The following is an 18,110-nucleotide window of genomic DNA, read 5'->3' as shown; positions in this document are numbered from 1 at the left end:
TGTGGTTACTGCACTTGAGGTTCTAAAAATTGAACAATGGCATCAATAAACTGTTCCTGATGCGATAAAAATGGGGCATGTGACGCGCCCGCCATCACCCGCAGATAAGCAACGGGCAGTGTTTTCATCATCCAATGCGCTGCCTGCACCGGCGCCAAGGTATCGCGGTCACCATGTACTAGCAATGTGGGTTTTCTTAAATGTTCGATTTCCGCACGCAAATCGGTTTCTAACAAGATATTCAGCGCGCGATATAAAGTTTGCGAGGTTGGTGCTGGGCGCTCGGCGAATTTATTACGCAGCAATTTAACTGTACTTCTGGCATCATCAGCGCCCATGCACTGCAAGGTTAAAAACTGCGTCATGGTCTTGTGATAATCTTCATTCACGCTGTCAGCAAAGTTGCCAAATATTTCAGGCTCAATGCCAATATCCCAGGTGGATTTATACTCCACGCTTTCCTGATCAAAGCTCTTATTTACAAAACAAGGTGTTGCCCCAACTAATACCAATCGACGTACCAAATCAGGATAATCCAAAGCGATACGCATAGCGACTTGTGCGCCTAAAGACCAGCCCACCACATCAGCATGAGCAGGCAGCACTTCTGCTACCTTTTCTGCAATTGCAGGTAAATGAAACGGCTCTATCGGACGACTTAAGCCCATGCCTGGCAAATCGATAATATGTAGCGTAAACAGCTTGCTTAGCTTTTTGACAAGCGGCTGCCAGACCGCGCCATTCATCCCCCATCCGTGAAGCAGCACTAGGTTAGGGCCAGTCCCGATGATTTCAACGTGGAGATGATTAGCGATCATGCACTCAGCTCTCTTTCTGCCTGATGAATAGCAGCAATCAGTTTTTTCATATCATCCAGCGTATGCGCTGCTGATAATGATATGCGTAGCCTTGCCGTACCGACAGGCACGGTTGGTGGGCGTATCGCCGGCACCAAAATACCGCAGGTTTGCAAATACTCACTTAACGCCAGCGCCTCCAAGTTATCACCTACGACTAAGGGCTGGATGGTAGTGTCAGAATCAAGTAAGTGCCATTTATTGAGCCCGAGATTCGCTTTCAGATACTGGATTAATTGTTGCAGATTCGCGCGCAGGTGGTCACCCTGCTCAATCAGCTTAACCGATGCAGAAAGCGTGGCAGATAAAGCTGGCGGCGCAGGCGTAGAGTACACATAGCTTTTTGCCTTTTGAATCAAGTAATCAATCACCACTTGCTCACCAGCCACAAAAGCACCCGCCACTCCAGCCGCCTTACCTAAAGTTGCCATCATGATAATGCGCGGTGATTTAATCTTAAAGTGGCTCAGCGAACCTTTGCCATGCTCACCCAACACACCAAAGCCATGCGCGTCATCCAAGTACAGATAAGCATCATACTTTTCACACAGCGCCAGATACTCAGGGATAGGCGCAATATCACCATCCATGCTGAACACTGCATCCGCAGCAATCAATTTATGCTTGGCCGTACTTGCCTGCAATAGTTTTTCTAGTGCGGCTACATCATTATGTGGGTAGCGCTGAAACTCCGCGTGCGAGAAATAACCGCCATCGTTCAAGCAGGCATGATTTAATTTATCCGCAAATATCGCATCACCGCGGCCGGTCAGTGCGCCTAGCACCCCAATATTTGCCATATAGCCGGTAGAAAACAGCAGCGCGGCTGGTAACTCAACGAATGCTGCAAGCTGCTTTTCTAAGTCATCATGGTAACGGTGGTGCCCGGTGATTAAACCGGAAGCCCCACTACCTACACCAGAATCTCCCGCCGCCTTTTGCATCGTGACAATCAGCTCAGGATGATTGGCCAGCCCTAAGTAATCGTTGCTGCAAAAAGATAAATACGGCTGCTGGTTCGCCACAATATGCTCAGCTTGCGGCGAATCCAACAAACGACGCTGGCGTAATAAGCCATCAGCTTTACGCTGGTCAAGTTCACGTTGTAAAGAAGCTAACATGCGTAATTAAATCTTGTTAATGCCAAGCTTGGCAAATAACTGTTTATCTGTTTCCGCCTCCGGGTTATCGGTAGTCAGTAATTTTTCACCATAGAAAATACTGTTAGCACCTGCGAGGAAGCATAAAGCTTGAATACCTTCATGCATACTTTGACGGCCAGCCGATAAGCGCACAAAACTGTTTGGCATGGTAATACGTGCCGCGGCAATGGTACGTACAAACTCCAATGGGTCTAGCTCATCCGTACCGTGTAACGGTGTGCCTTCTACTTGAGTTAATAGGTTAATCGGCACGCTTTCTGGCGGGCGCTCCATATTAGCTAATTGTGCCAACAAGCCCGCACGTTGATTACGTGATTCACCCATGCCGATAATGCCACCGCTACATACATTGATATCTACACTGCGCACGCGGTCTAGTGTTTCCAAACGGTCTTGGTAAGTACGTGTAGTAATCACTTCGCCATAGAACTCTGGTGCAGTGTCTAAATTGTGGTTGTAATAATCTAAACCCGCATCTTTCAACTGCTCGGCCTGGCCTTCTTTTAACATGCCCAAAGTTGCGCAAGTTTCTAAGCCCATGGCTTTAACTTCTGCAATCATTTTAAGCACAGGCTCTAAATCGCGCTGTTTTGGGCCGCGCCATGCAGCACCCATACAGAAACGACTCGCACCGTTATCTTTTGCTTCTTGCGCAGCAGCCAGCACGTCATCCAAAGCCATTAATGGCTCACTTTCCACATCGGTATGGTAGCGTGCAGCCTGTGGGCAGTAACCGCAATCTTCAGAGCAGCCGCCAGTTTTAATCGAGAGTAAAGTGCTCACTTGCACCGCGTTCGGGTCAAAGTTTTCGCGATGCACATTTTGCGCACGATGCATCAAATCACTGAATGGCAATTCAAACAGCTCAACAATCTCTGCAACGCTCCAGCGGTTCACTGTATTTTCCTCGTGCGTACCGCATGATTTATTTAAGCCCGCTTTTAGGCTATCGGTATTAATAATTGCCTCATTAGATGCGGTTGCGCAGGGAGTTGTTGTCTCTGAATCTGGTGATAGTCCAAGCATGGTTTGTTCCTTGTATATTCACAAAATCGGTGATGATGTGAAATTGAGATAGAATTTGAGTGCGATTATACATTGTCAATAAATCTGACTGCAAATTTTGAACAATAGATTAAAATTTAAGCAAGCAATCCATATGCAGCAGACTTGCATACTCTGCGCCAGTCACTACGGCGGCGATTTCGGCCTATGCGCGCCGTGCATGGCAGATTTACCTTGGCACCGTGCAGCACAATGCCCTCAGTGTGCACTTCTCAGCAACGGTGGTTTATGCGGCGCCTGCCTAAGCAACCAGCCTCATTTTGACGCCACCACAGCCGCCTTTACTTACGACTACCCGTTAGATGGCTTATTACAGCACTACAAATACAATGCCAGCTTAAATTTAGCGCGGACTTTCGCTGCGCTCTGGTTAGATTATCAGCACATACAAAACACAAAAAAGCACACGACTGACCTGATTATCCCCATGCCTATGCATGAAAAACGCTTAAGCGAACGTGGCTTTAACCAGGCACTGGAAATCGCCAAGCGTTTAAGTAACGCATTCACTATTCCGCTAGATTACACTGCCTGCCAGCGCGTTAAATACACGCCGCCACAAGCCAGCCTAAAACTTAAAGACCGCATCAAAAATATACGCGGGGCATTTCACTGCCAACGCCCCTTGCATAATTTGAACATTGCCGTGATCGACGATGTGATGACGACTGGCGCCAGTTTAGATGAACTCGCCAAAACATTAAAACAGGCAGGTGCAGCACGTGTAGAATGCTGGGTGATAGCAAGAACCCTACCCAAGTAGACTCCGTCATCATGGATGCGATCCTACACGATATGCTTGGCAGCTTGCACATTTAGAGAGATTAACAAACTTATGTTCCACATTGTTTTATTTGAACCTGAGATTCCTCCAAACACAGGCAATATCATCCGCTTATGCGCCAACACTGGCGCGCAGTTACACCTAGTCAAGCCGCTAGGCTTTAGTCTGGAAGATAAGCAACTTAAACGCGCTGGCTTGGACTATCACGAGTACGCAAACTTAAAAGTGCATGAAAATTGGGAAGACTGCAAAGCAGCATTGGCAGGACACCGCTTGTTTGCAATCACCACTAAAGGCAGCACCACACATAGCCATATTAAGTTTAAAGCAGGTGACGCATTTGTGTTTGGCCCAGAAACTCGCGGCCTATCAGAAGAAGTACGCAATGAGTTTACGCCTGAGCATCGGGTGCGCTTACCGATGCTGCCAAACAGCCGCAGCCTGAATTTATCAAACTCTGCGGCAATATTGCTTTATGAAGCGTGGAGGCAAATCGGATTTGAAGGTGGAAGTTGAGCGAGCAAACTTAATAACTAGACGAAAACTACGCTATCAACATTGCAAATGCTGCACAGCTAAATATGGAACGACTACAGATTGTGCGCCTTATGCACAATCTGGCAGCAGCCCCTTACACACCCTCAGGTCTTTGATCGCGCCCTAGAAGATCCATCACGGCATCTTGCGCACTTTTACCATGCGACAACGCCTGATTAACTTCATAAGTGATTGGCATATCAACACCCAGTGTTTCAGCGCGGCGCATTACCTCGCGCGCTGTATTCACACCCTCTGCCACGTGCCCCAGGCCTTGCAAAATATCAGTCAGGCTTTTGCCACTGGCAAGTTGCAAGCCTACTTCGCGGTTTCTAGAGTATTGCCCAGTACAGGTCAATATCAAATCACCCGCACCTGCCAGCCCCATAAAAGTTTCCACTTTGGCACCCAGTGCCAAGCCAAACCGTGTCATTTCTGCCAAACCGCGCGTAATCATGGCGGCACGTGCATTATTGCCAAAGCCCATACCATCTGAGATACCAGCGGCAATTGCCATTACATTTTTCACCGCGCCACCAACTGAAACACCAACTACATCGGTAGTATGGTACACGCGCAGATTTGCACCATGAATCAACAGCGCAGCTTCGTTAGCAAATGCCTCATCATTGGCAGCCAGCGTTACCGCGGTTGGCAAGCCACGCACCAACTCCGCAGCAAAGCTAGGCCCAGAGAGTGCACCCCATTTTTGGGCGTTGCCCAGCTCCTCTAACGCGACCTCATACGGCAGTTTAGCCGTTTGCGGCTCCAAGCCTTTGTGTGCCCAAATAATCGGCAACGTACAGCCTAATTGCTTAATATCTTTGAGAATATTTCTAAAGCCGGCAGTAGGCACTACAGATAAAATCAAATCAGCGCCATCTAGCGCAGTTTGCAAGTTATCTTCAACCTGCAACTGGTCATTAAATCTGAAGTCGCCCAAATACAAAGGGTTGGCACGTGCTTTACGCATACCGGACACATGACCAGCATTACGTGCCCACAGAGCAACCTGATGACGCTGACTGATGTTCATCGCCAGCGCAGTTCCCCACGCCCCGGCACCCAATACTGCTATTTTTGCCATTAATCAAAACCCCAAGTAGATGACACTAAAACATACCCCATAACGCCGTCTCTATGCTTTACTTTTAACCAGCCGTTATTCGCTTTAACATCCATCAGTTCTAACACTACATCTTTTTCTAACGTTGCCACCAAGTCGGCAGTAGCCTCAGGCCGCACTCTCATTTCTGTCAGGCTTTTAGTCACCATCACCGAGCGCTTGGTCGACAACTGCTTAGCTTCAACCCAATTCATGCTGCCCTGTGCATCGCGCACCTTTAGCCAATCGCCAAGGTTCACTACCACCTCTACCGGGTAGAACTGGCTTAGCAGCAACACTTTTTTGGATGAATTTGAAGGCGCATCGTACAAGATGGCTTTAGGCACGGAAACCGACCTAAAATCCAATGCGGATGCCGTGATCGGCACCCACATCAGCATGAAAATTAAAGCAACTTTCGGAAATTGAAGCATTACACTTATTGCACAGAACCTGCTTGCTCAGCTTCTTGTTGCTTTTGTTGTGCAAACAAAGCTTCAAAGTTGATTGGATTCAACAATACAGGTTGGAAACCAGCACGTACGATTAAATCAGACACGCTCTCACGTAGGTATGGGAACAGAATGTTAGGGCAAGTAATGCCAACAATCATTTCCATGCTTTCTGCTGGTACGTTACGCACTTGGAAAATACCAGCTTGTGTTACTTCAACTAAGAACACGGTCTTTTCTGCAATTTTAGAGGTCACAGTTACTTTGATTGCAACTTCAAACACGCTTTCTTCAATTTGCTGCGCTAAGTTGCTTAACTCAATGCTTACTTGTGGCTGGGTACGGTCAGTAAAAATTTGTGGTGCATGAGGAATTTCTAATGAAACGTCTTTCACGTAAATTTTTTCAATGCTGAAGCCTGGTTGTTGCGCTTGTTCTTGTGCTACGTTGTTGTCTTCTTGTGCCATAATTTTCTACTTAAAATATTAATTAAAATTGATAAACGTGATTAAAATAATTTACAGCTGGTTAAAACTTAAGCTGGCATTCTAGCAGACTTTAAATATTGCGCCTGAGGCTATATAAATTTTGCGCTCGGCTATAAATGCACAGCAAAACCACACTGCCGCTAAAGTAGCAGCTATGCCGCCAACAATGGATCGAGCCCGCCTGCTAGGTCTAACGCGCGCAAATCATCAAAACCGCCAATATGGCGATCATCAATATAGATTTGCGGCACAGTACGACGCCCTGTTTTCTGCATCATTTCCTCACGACGCTCAGGCTGCAGGTCGATACGTACCTTATTTATCTCAGTTACACCCTTACTTACCAACAAACGCTCAGCGTTGATGCAATAAGGGCAAACTGCAGAGGTGTACATTAGGATATTTGCCATACGATTACGCTTTCACCACTGGGAGTTTAGCCTCAAGCCACGCATTGATCCCACCTTGCAAATTGTGCACTTGCTTGAACTCAGCTTTACGCAAGATATCGCAGGCCTTTGCTGAGCGCGCGCCGCGCTGGCAATTCACTAACAGCGGTTTATCTTTGTATTTAGCCAGCTCTTTGAGGCGATCAGCCAACTTATCCAGTGGGATATGTTTCGCATCCACAATATGGCCGCTTGCAAATTCTACATCATCGCGCACATCAATTACTAAGGCATGGTTACGATTAATCAATGCCACGGCCTCAGTTGCATTTACGTTAGGCACACCACCCGCTTTTTTACCAAAATCAGGTAATAGCAACATGATGCCGGAGCCTAAAGCCAGGCCAATCAATAAGACATTATCTTTTATAAACTCCACAACTTACCTTTCAAAATTTTTTGCATTTAATCGTAAGCTTGGCTTACCGCACCTGAGCACCGACACTTACGCATTTATAATCAGATTTTACGTGCAAATGCGCTAAAATGTGCATATTGATATCACTATTTATGCAAAAGATTGAGGCGCAATATGACCCCTAATAAAAATATCACTCCAGTATGCCTGCTCATTTTGGATGGCTTCGGCTATCGTGAAGAAATCACCGATAACGCCATTGCCCAAGCAAACAAGCCTAACTTAGATGCACTTTGGAACAATTTCCCACATACCCTGATTAACGCATCAGAACACTATGTAGGTTTACCTGACGGCCAAATGGGCAACTCGGAAGTGGGTCATCTTAATATTGGTGCCGGACGTGTGGTATTTCAAGACTTTGAGCGTATTAATAACAGCATCGCCACCGGAGAGTTCTTTCAGCACACTGAGCTTACGCAAGCACTAATTAACATCAAAAACGCTGATAAGGCTCTGCATATTTTTGGGCTACTATCAGACGGTGGCGTACATAGCCATCAAGACCATATTCATGCCATGATTAAAATGGCTGCGTTACACGGCGTAAGTAAGGTGTACATACACGCTTTTCTGGACGGCCGCGATACGCCTCCAGTCAGCGCCGCGCCATACATTGAGGCATTAGAGCAACAATGCAAAGCCATAGGCATAGGTAAAATTGCATCTATCAGCGGCCGTTTTTACGGTATGGACCGTGATAAACGCTGGCCGCGTGTTGAGGCCGCATACAAATTATTTACCGAAGGCGTTGGCGAATTTACCGCAGAAACTGCAGCCGCAGGCCTGCAGGATGCATACGCACGCGGAGAAAACGATGAGTTTGTAAAAACCACCGCTATCCACCAACCACATGAAGCAGCAGTACGCATGGAAGACGGTGATTTAGCCGTATTTATGAACTTCCGCTCTGACCGCGCACGCCAGCTCACACACGCATTACTGGCGGACGAGTTTGATGGGTTCCATCGTGGTCGCACGCCAAAACTGGCAGGCTTCTTCACGCTCACTATGTACGATAAAAAAGAAACTAAGGCGACGGTAATTTTCCCTCCACAGGAAGTCAGAAACACGCTAGGCGAATATTTATCCGCACAAGGACTGACACAACTGAGAATTGCTGAAACCGAGAAGTATCCTCACGTAACATTCTTCTTTAACGGCGGTGAAGAAACTGTATTTGCCGGTGAAGACAGAATTCTTGTGCCCTCGCCAAAGGTTGAAACTTACGACTTACAGCCAGAAATGAGCGCTTTTGAGGTCACGGAAAAACTGGAAGAAGTGATTCTGAATCGACAATACGATGCAATTATTTGCAACTATGCCAATTGCGACATGGTTGGCCACTCAGGCAACCTCAAGGCAGCAATTGCTGCAGTGGAGGCGCTGGACACCTGTATCGGCCGTGTAGTGAACGCAATGCAAAGTATAGGCGGTGAAGTACTGATTACCGCAGACCACGGTAATGCAGAGCAAATGTATGACGCAGGCAACCACCAGCCACATACACAGCACACCACCAACTTGGTACCGCTCATTTACATTGGTAGAGACGGGAAGTTAAATCAGAATGGTGCACTATCAGACCTAGCCCCTACTATCTTAAGCTTAATGGGTCTCAACCAGCCAGCTGAGATGACAGGTAAAAACTTAGTTCAGTTTAACGCTTAAACCCACGCCCTATACCATGATGCGCCAACGTATTATTCAAACAACATCAATATGGACATTGATGCTCTCGTTGCTATTTAACGCATCATGGTGTTATGCAGAGAAAAAGTCCGAACAGCCAAAACAGGCACTAAACGAACTGCAGCAGCAGCTAGAGGCGCTAAAAAAGGAGCTGGATCAGGCACAGGAAGAACACAAAGACGCCGCAGACGCACTTAAGGAAAGTGAAGTGGCCATTAGCGGCGCTGATAAAAAGCTGCATGAAATCAGCAAACAACAGGTTGATAACAAAAAAGAATTAGCCAAACTGGATGCTGAATCAAAATCTACCAACCAAGCACTGAGCCAAGAGCAAAAACTGCTAAGCGGCCAGCTTTACCAGCAATATATACACGGGCAGCAAAGCTATGTGCAGATGATTCTGCAAAGCGAACACCCTAATGAAGTTGCACGTGACCTGCATTACTTCTCCTACGTGGCAAAAGCGCGTGCAGACCTAATCAACAAGATGCAGAACAACTTGAATAAGATTAAAAGGCTTAACGAGTTAACTGCATCTAAACTTCAGGAAATCACAGACCTGAAACAAAAACAGTTGAATGAAAAGCGCATTCTAGAGGCGCAAAAGAAAGAAAAATCTAAAGTTGTGAATTCGCTTTCACAGCAGATTGCTGAGCAGCGTGGGCAGATTAAAAAATTAAGTCGCGACGAAAAGCGACTGTCTCAGCTCGTAAGCAGGCTAGCTAAAATCATTCCTAAAAACAAACCGGTCAGCAAGCCAGCATCAACCAAGCAGGCATCCCCTGCTATTAAAAATACACCTAGCAGCAATATTGCCCTTAACAATGACAACTTACCTAGCGACAATTTCGCCGGCGCTAACTTCTCTGCCCTAAAAGGCAAGTTACGCCTACCGGTACGTGGCACAGTGAGCAATCGCTTTGGATCAGCCAGACAAGACAGCGGCGTATCATGGAAGGGCTTGTTCATCAAAGCCAGCGAAGGTGCGGAAGTAAAAGCCGTTGCCACAGGCCGCGTAGTTTTTGCCGATTGGCTGCGTGGCTTTGGCAACCTGATTATTATTGACCATGGCGATGGCTACATGAGTCTGTACGGCAACAACCAATCTGTCTTAAAACAAGCAGGCGAGATGGTAAAAAGCGGCGATACGATTGCCTCAGTGGGTAACACTGGCGGCAATGAATCGAATGGGCTGTATTACGAACTAAGAAACCAAAGCCGACCTTTTGACCCAATGACATGGAGCAGCGTGAACTAGGCGGCCATAATGAAGCCGCTATATTTAAGCCACAACACTTAGCCGTTACCTGCCTTTAGGCTGCCAATACCCCAATAAAAAAGCACGCAAATTTGCGTGCTTTTTTATTTAATCAACAGCCTGATAACTCATCACTCAATAGACGCTATTGCCTTGTACTAAGTTATCTCGAATGCTGTGTTATTTCAAATACTGTTCAGCGATAGCAATTACTGTGCTTCTGAATCTGCAAAGTTTGCTACTTCACCCGCAGCCGCAGCTGCAGCTGCTTCTGTTTCAGCTGCAATTTGAGCTGGGTCTAAAGTAATACCAGGAATACGCTCTTCTGCAGATGGCTCATAGCCACCTGAAACAGGCGCTGCTGGTGCAGGTGCTGGAGCCGCAACTGGTGCAACAGCTTCTACTGGTGCAGCCTCTTCTTTTTCGCCGCAGCCTACCAACAACAAACTTGTCATACCCACAGCCAATAATGAGCGCAATAACATAGACATATATTCCCCTTGTATTTTAAATAAATTAAACAACTTAACTCATTGTTCTATATTCAATGTTTTACAGACAATCAGTTAAGTTGTTTCTTGAAGCCAACGGCTATTCTAACGGATTCAAGATTCTCTGCAACCTTAATACGCACAAGGCCAAAACCATTTCCATTAACTTGGGCACAACTACTTGCTGCGAGCTAGCGCCCACTGCTAGTTAATTACCAATCAGATGAAAAATAACGCGGCGATGACTCGCAACGTGACGATGTTCATACAGAAAAATACCTTGCCACTGCCCTAATGCAAGCTTACCTTCCAGTAAAGGGATAGATAAATGCGTTTGTGTCAGTGCAGAGCGTACATGCGCCGGCATATCGTCCGGCCCTTCTACCGTATGAATAAATAGCGGATCACCATCAGGCACTAATCGATTAAAAAACGCCTCCATATCCACCAGCACATCATGATCATAGTTTTCATTAATCAACAAACTAGCAGACGTATGCTGGATATACACTGTTAGCAATCCAGTACTTAAACCGCTAGACTCAGCCCACGCTGTCACCTGCGGTGTAATATCGTAAAGCTTGCGCCCCTTTGTGTTTACGCTAATCTGCGATGTTTTTTGCTGCATTGATGACTCCAAACTCATTCTTAATACGCAGAGTATATAACCTAGCAACAAAAACTCAATGCAAACCTACCAGCAGCCCCAAGGCGACAGGTAGCCTGCGCCCATACCAAAGCCTGGCCTGAAGCGTGAGCCATAGGCACCAAACGCATAAGGACTCATACCAAAGCGAGGGTAGCGGCAAAACGGGTCATTAAAACGCTGGCTGTTAATCACTTGCTGTTTCAGTTTATCCACTTCAATTCGCTTGGCCTGTTCGCGTTTGTTAATTTCTTCCGCTAGCTTGTTTCTTAACGCCAGTTCGCGGCTGGTATGAATATAATCCAATACTCTGCCATCCACGCCGCGCTTGCTTAAATCCACGCTTTGGCTAGGCGTTAGATCGTAAGCGGAGTCTGTGTCTTTAATTTTTTGAATAATCTGCTCGTGACCCAGCCCTTGTTTAGATAGAGCAACAATATCATCCAAGCTCAACACCGGATGCGCTTGCGGCATTATTTTCTCCAATTCTTCAGCCGAGATTCTGTCGATGGCAGGATTAGCCACACCCTGACCACTCGTTGCGCAGCCGGTAGCCAATAACAATGTAATGATTAATGCCAAATAAGCACGATTACTAACCTCTATCACAATCAACCCCTCCGTTTGAAAATCGGTGATGGCTCGACAATCGCACCATCAAACACATGATTTTTGATGGGATAACGTGCCTGCACTTTTTTAACATACTGGCGCGTTTCCGGAAAAGGCGGGATACCGTTATATTTATTCACGGCACCCTCACCTGCATTGTAGGCTGCCACAGCTAGGGCAACATCACCTTTGAAGTAAGCGAGCAGCCAACGTAAATAAGCTACGCCGCCCTTAATATTTTGGCTGGCGTTAAATGCATTTTTTACGTTGAACCGCTCCGCTGTATCAGGAATCAATTGCATCAAACCCTGCGCCTGCTTGTTAGACTGTGCAGACTGCGCAAAACCGGATTCAACCGAAATAATAGACAATACCAACTTAGCATCGACCTTATACCAAGCGGAAATCGTATCGACCAAATGCAGAATCCAGCGCTTGTTGTCAGGCAAACCAGCGACATACTGGTCTATGCCATCAGCACTAGCCACTGCTTTCTCTGGGTCAACCTCCGCGGTAACGCACGGTGGCAAATCAACTGCGCCCAGTTCTACCGTTTCCAACATGCGCTGCGACTCCGAATGCCCCTGCAACGATGCAGTTGCAAACATAGCAGCAGCCAAGTCACGGTTAGCAGGCACACCCTTGCCGGCCGCATACAGCATGCCTAGCCTGAACTGTGCCTCGGCACTGCCTAAGCGCGAGGCCTGACAATACAGCCGTGCGGCCTGCCAGTCGCTGTCCAAGCCTTTTGCATCGTGCTCTGCATTTGCAGCTTGCAGGAGCAAACCTTTAATCACCTCCGGCTCAAGATTAAAAGCATCGTGATTAAAGGCTTCTTGCTCATGCCGGCTAGGTTCCGCGTGCGACACGCCCACCACCGCAAACAACATCGTCAGTGTGGCTATGCTCAACTTTTTGATCAACGCAGTATTGATTAACCCACTCCTTTACGAAGGCACTCCATTATTACAGGCTAGGTAGTCGCTTTTGAAAACACCAGCTTCCCAGCCTTCACGTCGATTTTGACAATGTCTTTGGCAATAAAATTCCCTGCCAAAATTTCACGTGCCAACGGGTTCTCTATTTCACTCTGTATTGCGCGTTTTAAAGGTCGAGCACCGTATACAGGATCAAACCCTGCATTTGCAATTTCAGCAATCGCTGCATCCGTCAGTTCTAGCTGCATATCCATGGCTGCCAAGCGTTTTGCAAGGTATTGCAACTGAATCGCCGCAATAGATTTAATGTTCTCTTCACCTAGCGCATGGAACACCACTACTTCGTCAATCCGGTTCACAAACTCAGGCCGGAAGTGGGTTTTCACCTCTCCCATTACCGCCAGTTTCACCAATTGGTAGTCTTGGTCGCTCATGCTTTGTATCATTTGGCTGCCAAGGTTAGAAGTCATGATAATCACGGTATTTTTAAAATCCACCGTGCGCCCTTGGCCATCGGTCAAGCGACCATCATCCAACACTTGTAGCAACACATTAAATACATCTGGATGGGCTTTCTCCACCTCGTCTAGCAATATCACGCTGTAAGGTTTACGGCGCACCGCCTCGGTTAAGGTACCGCCCTCTTCATAACCCACATAACCAGGGGGCGCACCTATCATGCGCGCAACTGAGTGTTTCTCCATAAATTCGCTCATGTCGATTCGAATCAAATGGTCTTCACTGTCAAACAAGAAGTTAGCCAATGATTTACATAACTCAGTTTTACCCACTCCGGTAGGGCCTAAAAACAAGAAGCTGCCATAAGGTCGGCTCGGATCACCTAAACCAGAACGGGAACGGCGAATCGCGTCAGAAACCAAGCGCACCGCCTCATCCTGACCCACTACACGCTCATGCAATTTTGCTTCCATGGTCAGCAATTTTTCACGCTCGCCGGTCATCATTTTACTTACAGGAATACCTGTGGCGCGACTCACCACCTCGGCAATTTCATCAGCACCCACTTCAGTGCGCAGCATTTTGTGTTTGGTTAAATCTACACTCACTTCAGCAGTTGAGGCCTGCTTGAGTTGCGTTTCCAGCTGCGGCAATTTGCCATACTGCAACTCAGAAACTTTCTGCCAGTCGCCCTTACGTGTGGCTTCTTCTATTTCAAATCTTACTTTTTCAATCGCTTCTTTAATGTGAGCAGAGCCCTGCACCTGTGCTTTTTCTGCCTTCCAGATTTCTTCTAAATCAGCATACTCCTTCTCTAGCTTGCCAATTTCCTCTTCAATCAACTCAAAGCGTTTTTTACTGCCTTCGTCTTTTTCACGACGCACCGCCTCGCGCTCAATTTTGAGCTGAATCAAACGGCGCTCTAGTTTATCCATCACCTCAGGCTTGGAGTCGATTTCCATCTTAATGCGGCTTGCCGCTTCATCAATCAAATCAATTGCCTTATCAGGCAAAAAGCGGTCTGTAATATAGCGATGGCTTAATTCAGCCGCGGCAACAATGGCAGGGTCGGTAATTTCCACGCCATGATGCAGCTCATACTTTTCTTGCAAGCCGCGCAATATGGCAATAGTCGCCTCAACACTAGGCTCATCCACCAATACCTTCTGGAAACGGCGCTCCAGTGCCGCGTCTTTTTCAATATATTTGCGGTACTCATCTAAAGTGGTCGCACCCACGCAGTGCAACTCACCACGCGCCAAAGCGGGCTTCAGCATATTGCCAGCATCCATCGCACCTTCTGCTTTGCCAGCGCCCACCATGGTGTGAATTTCATCAATAAACACAATGGTTTGGCCTTCATCCTGCGCTAATTCTTTCAGCACGGATTTCAAACGTTCTTCAAACTCACCACGGTATTTTGCACCTGCGAGCAAGGCAGCCATATCCAATGACAATACTTTTTTGCCTTTTAACGACTCTGGCACTTCACCATTAACAATGCGCTGCGCCAAGCCTTCTACAATCGCAGTTTTACCCACACCAGGCTCACCAATCAGTACCGGGTTGTTTTTGGTGCGGCGCTGCAATACTTGAATAGCACGGCGAATTTCATCATCGCGGCCAATCACTGGGTCTAGCTTGCCAAGGCGCGCACGCTCAGTTAAATCTATCGTATATTTCTTCAGTGACTCACGCTGACCTTCGGCTTCTTGGCTATCTACATTTTCATTACCGCGTACAGCTTGCACCGCCGCTTCTAGTGCGGCCTTAGTTAAGCCATTTTGTTTGAGTAATTTCGCTGTTTCACCCTTATCATCAGCCAGCGCTAATAAAAACATCTCGCTGGCGATATAAGCATCGCCGCGCTTTTGCGAAAGCTTATCTGTCACATTCAGCAGATTATTTAAATCACGTGAGATGGCCACCTCGCCACTGGTATCAGCTGATTTAGGCAAATTAGCTATAGCGGCATTCAAGCCTGTTTTCAGCTGATTAAGTTGCACTCCAGCGCGCGCTAATAGCGACGCGGTGCCGCCATCTTCCTGCTGTAGCAACGCCTGTAGTAAATGTTGTGATTCAATGGCGGTATTATCAGCGCCCAAAGCCAAGCTTTGCGCATCACTAATCGCCTGTTGGAATTTAGTCGTTAATTTATCAAAGCGCACAGATTTCTCCTATTATCACTCTAAGGTTTAAATGCTTTTCTGCAGCTAACGTGGGGCTGAATATTCACTTTTCAATATATAATACAAAGTATTAATTCCTTATTTAAAAGGCAATGGGATTCACCGTCTTATTGACTACGCCATTGCATGGAGTGGATTTTTGCTTACCAATACTTTCAGTGCTGTAGACACACCATCCAACGCAGCTTGGACGATTTTAGATACCGAAGACCAATGGCAAGCGTTTAGCAAGCCGGTGCTAAATCAAGACATACAATCCACACAGCAATTAGTGCAATCGGACTTACTACTGGATGGGTTACGTTGCGCCGCTTGCTCCGGCATTATTGAACAAGGCTTGAAATCAACACCGGGCATTGTCAGTGCGCGCGTGAGCATGTCCAAAAAACGCGCGGTGGTAGTGTGGTCACCCAGCGCAACTCTGCCCTCCAAAATACTCACCGCCATTCATGATTTAGGTTACAGCGCGTTCCCCGCCACCCAACATGAAGATGATCTAGCCTCACTGCAAAAACAAAGAGCAGCGTTTTGGCGCTGGATGGTGTCTGGCTTCTGCATGATGCAGGTCATGATGTACGCCAGCCCCACCTACTTTACAACACCGGGCGAAATTTCCAGCGACATATTGCATTTACTCAACTGGGCATCGTGGTTACTGAGCTTACCGGTACTGCTATTCTCCAGCAGCGCATTCTTTAGCAACGCCTTGCGTGATTTGAAGCAACAGCAAATCAGCATGGATTTACCTGTAGCGCTAGGTATTATTATCACCTTTATCGTGAGTTCAGCCGCCACGTTTGACCCTAGCGGCTGGTGGGGCAATACCGTGTATTTTGACTCACTCACCATGTTTGTATTCTTCTTACTTTCAGCACGTCTGGTTGAAGTAAAACTGCACCGCAAAACACTGGGCGCGCTAGATAATCTCGCCAGCCGCATTCCTGAAAACACAGAACGGCAGAACCCAGACGGCACCTTTACACGGGTGCTGAATACCAAACTGAAAGTAGGCGACATTGTCCGCGTACAGATTGGTGAGGCGTTTCCGGCTGACGGAAAAATCATCAGCGGCAATACCAGTGTCGACGAATCGCTGCTCACAGGCGAATCTACCCCTATCCAGAAAAACCTGCATGATGAGGTAATTGCCGGTAGCTACAACCTGCGTCAGCCTGTATGCATCACGCTCAATACCATAGGCGAATCTACAAAATACGGTCAAATTGTTAACCTCATCAACAATGCCGCGGTTGAGAAACCGCGCCTATCAAAGCTAGCAGACCGTGTTGCCCGCCCCTTCCTGATTTTTGTGATGTTAAGCGCTGCCGGTGCTGCCGCATTACTATGGAATATAGACCACGGACGCGCTTTAATGACAGCCGCCGCCGTTCTGATTGTCACCTGCCCATGTGCGCTCTCATTAGCCACGCCAGCAGCCATGCTCGCCAGCGCTAGCGCTTTTGTGAAGCGCGGCATTTTAATTAAGCGCATTCAGGCGATTGAAAACATTGCAGACATCGATACAATAATTTTTGATAAAACCGGCACGCTGACAGAAGACCATATTCAAATTAAAGCCATCGCAACCAAAGCGGGACTAACTGAATCAGCAGCGTTAACGCTAGCCGCGGCAGTTGCACAGCACTCTATGCATCCTATTTCGCGCGCACTGGCAAATGCCCACAAAGCAAGTGGCTTATCCGCGCCACAAGCCGGGGTAAATTACGTTGAGTTAACTGATATTGAAGAAACATCAGGCGCCGGTATTAGTGCCACGATTAAAACCAGTACAGCCGATGCACTTGAACACAGCGCTGCCGGCAACGAACTAAAACTTGGCTCCGCAATTTTCTGCGGCATTACGGAAACCAACAACCATACACAACAAGTGTACTTAGCAAACAAGCAAGGCTGGCTGGCGACCTTTACTTTACAAGAAGCCATTAAACACAATGCAGCGCTTGCCATCGCCTCGTTAAAAGAAGCTAAACTCGCCATCGAACTACTGTCTGGTGACCGCTCCAACGCGGTAGAAAATACCGCAACCCAGGTAGGCATTACCCAATTTCAATCTGCCTGTAGCCCGGAGGACAAACTTTTACGCCTGCAAGCGCTCAAAGGTGAAGGCAAGAAAGTATTGATGGTGGGCGACGGCCTGAATGACGGACCTATTTTAGCAAGTGCCCATGTATCTATCGCGATGGGCAAAGGTGTGCCGCTCACATTGGCGCATGCAGATTACGTATTTTTAAATGGCGACATCAGTCAGATTCCGCACCTGATTCGCCATGCTAAACAAACCATGAAAATTATTAAGGAAAATATCGCCTGGGCGATAGTCTATAATTTAATCAGTATCCCACTCGCTTTTTTTGGCATACTATCCGCATGGCTGGCGGGTCTGGGCATGGCCGTTAGCTCACTGATTGTGGTGGCTAATGCACTGCGCCTAACTAAATTTTCATCATCAGAAACCGACACGCATAGCGATCAATCAAGGAGCTAGT

General features: G+C 47.2%; 18 protein-coding genes. 5 read left to right on the top strand and 13 right to left on the bottom strand.

The genetic code is table 11. The features are described from left to right. Positions 1-5 precede the first annotated feature (5 nt). From bioH to bioB, 3 genes are read right to left on the bottom strand one after another with little or no spacing between them, the layout of a single operon-like run. Positions 6-818: a pimeloyl-ACP methyl ester esterase BioH gene (gene bioH / locus VGD82_RS07315; protein WP_331019773.1), complete on the bottom strand. Its 813-nt coding sequence runs from the start codon at positions 816-818 to the stop codon at positions 6-8. Next, the gene (bioF, locus tag VGD82_RS07310) at positions 815-1,978 is read right to left on the bottom strand and encodes an 8-amino-7-oxononanoate synthase (protein WP_331019772.1); all 1,164 of its coding nucleotides are present in this window, start codon (positions 1,976-1,978) and stop codon (positions 815-817) included. Before bioF ends, bioH begins: the two co-directional genes overlap by 4 nt. Positions 1,979-1,984: 6 nt before the next feature. Further along, positions 1,985-3,046: a biotin synthase BioB gene (bioB, locus tag VGD82_RS07305; protein ID WP_331019771.1), complete on the bottom strand. Its 1,062-nt coding sequence runs from the start codon at positions 3,044-3,046 to the stop codon at positions 1,985-1,987. A gap of 199 nt (positions 3,047-3,245) precedes the next feature. Between bioB and VGD82_RS07300 the strand changes: the two genes are divergently transcribed. Together VGD82_RS07300 and trmL are read left to right on the top strand one after the other, a co-directional pair. After that, positions 3,246-3,848, top strand: coding sequence for a ComF family protein (locus VGD82_RS07300; RefSeq protein WP_331019770.1), 603 nt, complete (start codon positions 3,246-3,248; stop codon positions 3,846-3,848). Between the two features lie 72 nt (positions 3,849-3,920). Then, the gene (trmL, locus tag VGD82_RS07295) at positions 3,921-4,385 is read left to right on the top strand and encodes a tRNA (uridine(34)/cytosine(34)/5-carboxymethylaminomethyluridine(34)-2'-O)-methyltransferase TrmL (RefSeq protein ID WP_331019769.1); all 465 of its coding nucleotides are present in this window, start codon (positions 3,921-3,923) and stop codon (positions 4,383-4,385) included. Positions 4,386-4,500: 115 nt separating this feature from the next. Here trmL and VGD82_RS07290 read toward each other — a convergent pair whose 3' ends face one another. The 5 genes from VGD82_RS07290 to VGD82_RS07270 form a co-directional block, all read right to left on the bottom strand. Then, on the bottom strand, positions 4,501-5,493 hold the full coding sequence (locus VGD82_RS07290) for an NAD(P)H-dependent glycerol-3-phosphate dehydrogenase (RefSeq protein ID WP_331019768.1): 993 nt from the start codon (positions 5,491-5,493) through the stop codon (positions 4,501-4,503). Then, positions 5,493-5,945 (bottom strand): SH3 domain-containing protein, encoded by a 453-nt coding sequence (locus VGD82_RS07285; RefSeq protein WP_331019767.1) that lies wholly within the window; start codon positions 5,943-5,945, stop codon positions 5,493-5,495. Before VGD82_RS07285 ends, VGD82_RS07290 begins: the two co-directional genes overlap by 1 nt. Before the next feature lie 5 nt (positions 5,946-5,950). Continuing rightward, a complete protein-coding gene (gene secB, locus VGD82_RS07280; RefSeq protein ID WP_015831514.1) occupies positions 5,951-6,430 on the bottom strand; it encodes a protein-export chaperone SecB in 480 nt (159 codons plus the stop codon). Positions 6,431-6,603: 173 nt separating this feature from the next. Continuing rightward, positions 6,604-6,861: a glutaredoxin 3 gene (gene grxC, locus VGD82_RS07275; RefSeq protein ID WP_331019766.1), complete on the bottom strand. Its 258-nt coding sequence runs from the start codon at positions 6,859-6,861 to the stop codon at positions 6,604-6,606. 4 nt (positions 6,862-6,865) lie between these two features. Continuing rightward, a complete protein-coding gene (locus VGD82_RS07270; RefSeq protein WP_331019765.1) occupies positions 6,866-7,279 on the bottom strand; it encodes a rhodanese-like domain-containing protein in 414 nt (137 codons plus the stop codon). Between the two features lie 153 nt (positions 7,280-7,432). Between VGD82_RS07270 and gpmI the strand changes: the two genes are divergently transcribed. Then, positions 7,433-8,989, top strand: coding sequence for a 2,3-bisphosphoglycerate-independent phosphoglycerate mutase (gpmI, locus tag VGD82_RS07265; protein WP_331019764.1), 1,557 nt, complete (start codon positions 7,433-7,435; stop codon positions 8,987-8,989). Between the two features lie 19 nt (positions 8,990-9,008). Further along, positions 9,009-10,268, top strand: coding sequence for a murein hydrolase activator EnvC family protein (locus tag VGD82_RS07260; RefSeq protein WP_414684473.1), 1,260 nt, complete (start codon positions 9,009-9,011; stop codon positions 10,266-10,268). Between the two features lie 209 nt (positions 10,269-10,477). On the opposite strand, the gene VGD82_RS07255 is transcribed toward VGD82_RS07260, so the two are convergent. The 5 genes from VGD82_RS07255 to clpB all read right to left on the bottom strand — a co-directional run bounded on the left by VGD82_RS07255 (position 10,478) and on the right by clpB (position 15,582). Then, positions 10,478-10,759, bottom strand: coding sequence for a hypothetical protein (locus VGD82_RS07255; RefSeq protein ID WP_331019762.1), 282 nt, complete (start codon positions 10,757-10,759; stop codon positions 10,478-10,480). A gap of 208 nt (positions 10,760-10,967) precedes the next feature. Next, positions 10,968-11,387 (bottom strand): secondary thiamine-phosphate synthase enzyme YjbQ, encoded by a 420-nt coding sequence (locus tag VGD82_RS07250; RefSeq protein WP_331019761.1) that lies wholly within the window; start codon positions 11,385-11,387, stop codon positions 10,968-10,970. A 66-nt stretch (positions 11,388-11,453) separates the two neighbouring features. After that, complete coding sequence (locus tag VGD82_RS07245; protein ID WP_331019760.1) at positions 11,454-12,014, bottom strand: hypothetical protein; 561 nt, start codon at positions 12,012-12,014, stop codon at positions 11,454-11,456. A gap of 2 nt (positions 12,015-12,016) precedes the next feature. Further along, on the bottom strand, positions 12,017-12,928 hold the full coding sequence (locus tag VGD82_RS07240) for a lytic transglycosylase domain-containing protein (protein ID WP_331019759.1): 912 nt from the start codon (positions 12,926-12,928) through the stop codon (positions 12,017-12,019). A 62-nt stretch (positions 12,929-12,990) separates the two neighbouring features. Beyond that, complete coding sequence (gene clpB / locus VGD82_RS07235; protein WP_331019758.1) at positions 12,991-15,582, bottom strand: ATP-dependent chaperone ClpB; 2,592 nt, start codon at positions 15,580-15,582, stop codon at positions 12,991-12,993. Between the two features lie 160 nt (positions 15,583-15,742). On the opposite strand from clpB, the gene VGD82_RS07230 reads away from it, so the two are divergent. Then, positions 15,743-18,109 carry a cation-translocating P-type ATPase gene (locus VGD82_RS07230; RefSeq protein ID WP_331019757.1) on the top strand — a complete coding sequence of 789 codons (2,367 nt, stop codon included), beginning with the start codon at positions 15,743-15,745 and terminating at the stop codon, positions 18,107-18,109. The last annotated feature ends 1 nt before the right edge of the window (position 18,110 follow it).

Origin of the sequence: Methylotenera sp., from assembly GCF_036401095.1 — a bacterium.
GTDB lineage: Bacteria > Pseudomonadota > Gammaproteobacteria > Burkholderiales > Methylophilaceae > Methylotenera.
This window is presented reverse-complemented; position numbering and strand designations above follow the sequence as displayed.

Coding starts and splice junctions, on each gene's coding strand:
- bioH (WP_331019773.1), bottom strand. CDS start 818: ATGATCGCTAATCATCTCCACGTTGAAATCATCGGGACTGGCCCTAAC.
- bioF (WP_331019772.1), bottom strand. CDS start 1,978: ATGTTAGCTTCTTTACAACGTGAACTTGACCAGCGTAAAGCTGATGGC.
- bioB (WP_331019771.1), bottom strand. CDS start 3,046: ATGCTTGGACTATCACCAGATTCAGAGACAACAACTCCCTGCGCAACC.
- VGD82_RS07300 (WP_331019770.1), top strand. CDS start 3,246: ATGGCAGATTTACCTTGGCACCGTGCAGCACAATGCCCTCAGTGTGCA.
- trmL (WP_331019769.1), top strand. CDS start 3,921: ATGTTCCACATTGTTTTATTTGAACCTGAGATTCCTCCAAACACAGGC.
- VGD82_RS07290 (WP_331019768.1), bottom strand. CDS start 5,493: ATGGCAAAAATAGCAGTATTGGGTGCCGGGGCGTGGGGAACTGCGCTG.
- VGD82_RS07285 (WP_331019767.1), bottom strand. CDS start 5,945: ATGCTTCAATTTCCGAAAGTTGCTTTAATTTTCATGCTGATGTGGGTG.
- secB (WP_015831514.1), bottom strand. CDS start 6,430: ATGGCACAAGAAGACAACAACGTAGCACAAGAACAAGCGCAACAACCA.
- grxC (WP_331019766.1), bottom strand. CDS start 6,861: ATGGCAAATATCCTAATGTACACCTCTGCAGTTTGCCCTTATTGCATC.
- gpmI (WP_331019764.1), top strand. CDS start 7,433: ATGACCCCTAATAAAAATATCACTCCAGTATGCCTGCTCATTTTGGAT.
- VGD82_RS07260 (WP_414684473.1), top strand. CDS start 9,009: ATGCGCCAACGTATTATTCAAACAACATCAATATGGACATTGATGCTC.
- VGD82_RS07255 (WP_331019762.1), bottom strand. CDS start 10,759: ATGTCTATGTTATTGCGCTCATTATTGGCTGTGGGTATGACAAGTTTG.
- VGD82_RS07250 (WP_331019761.1), bottom strand. CDS start 11,387: ATGCAGCAAAAAACATCGCAGATTAGCGTAAACACAAAGGGGCGCAAG.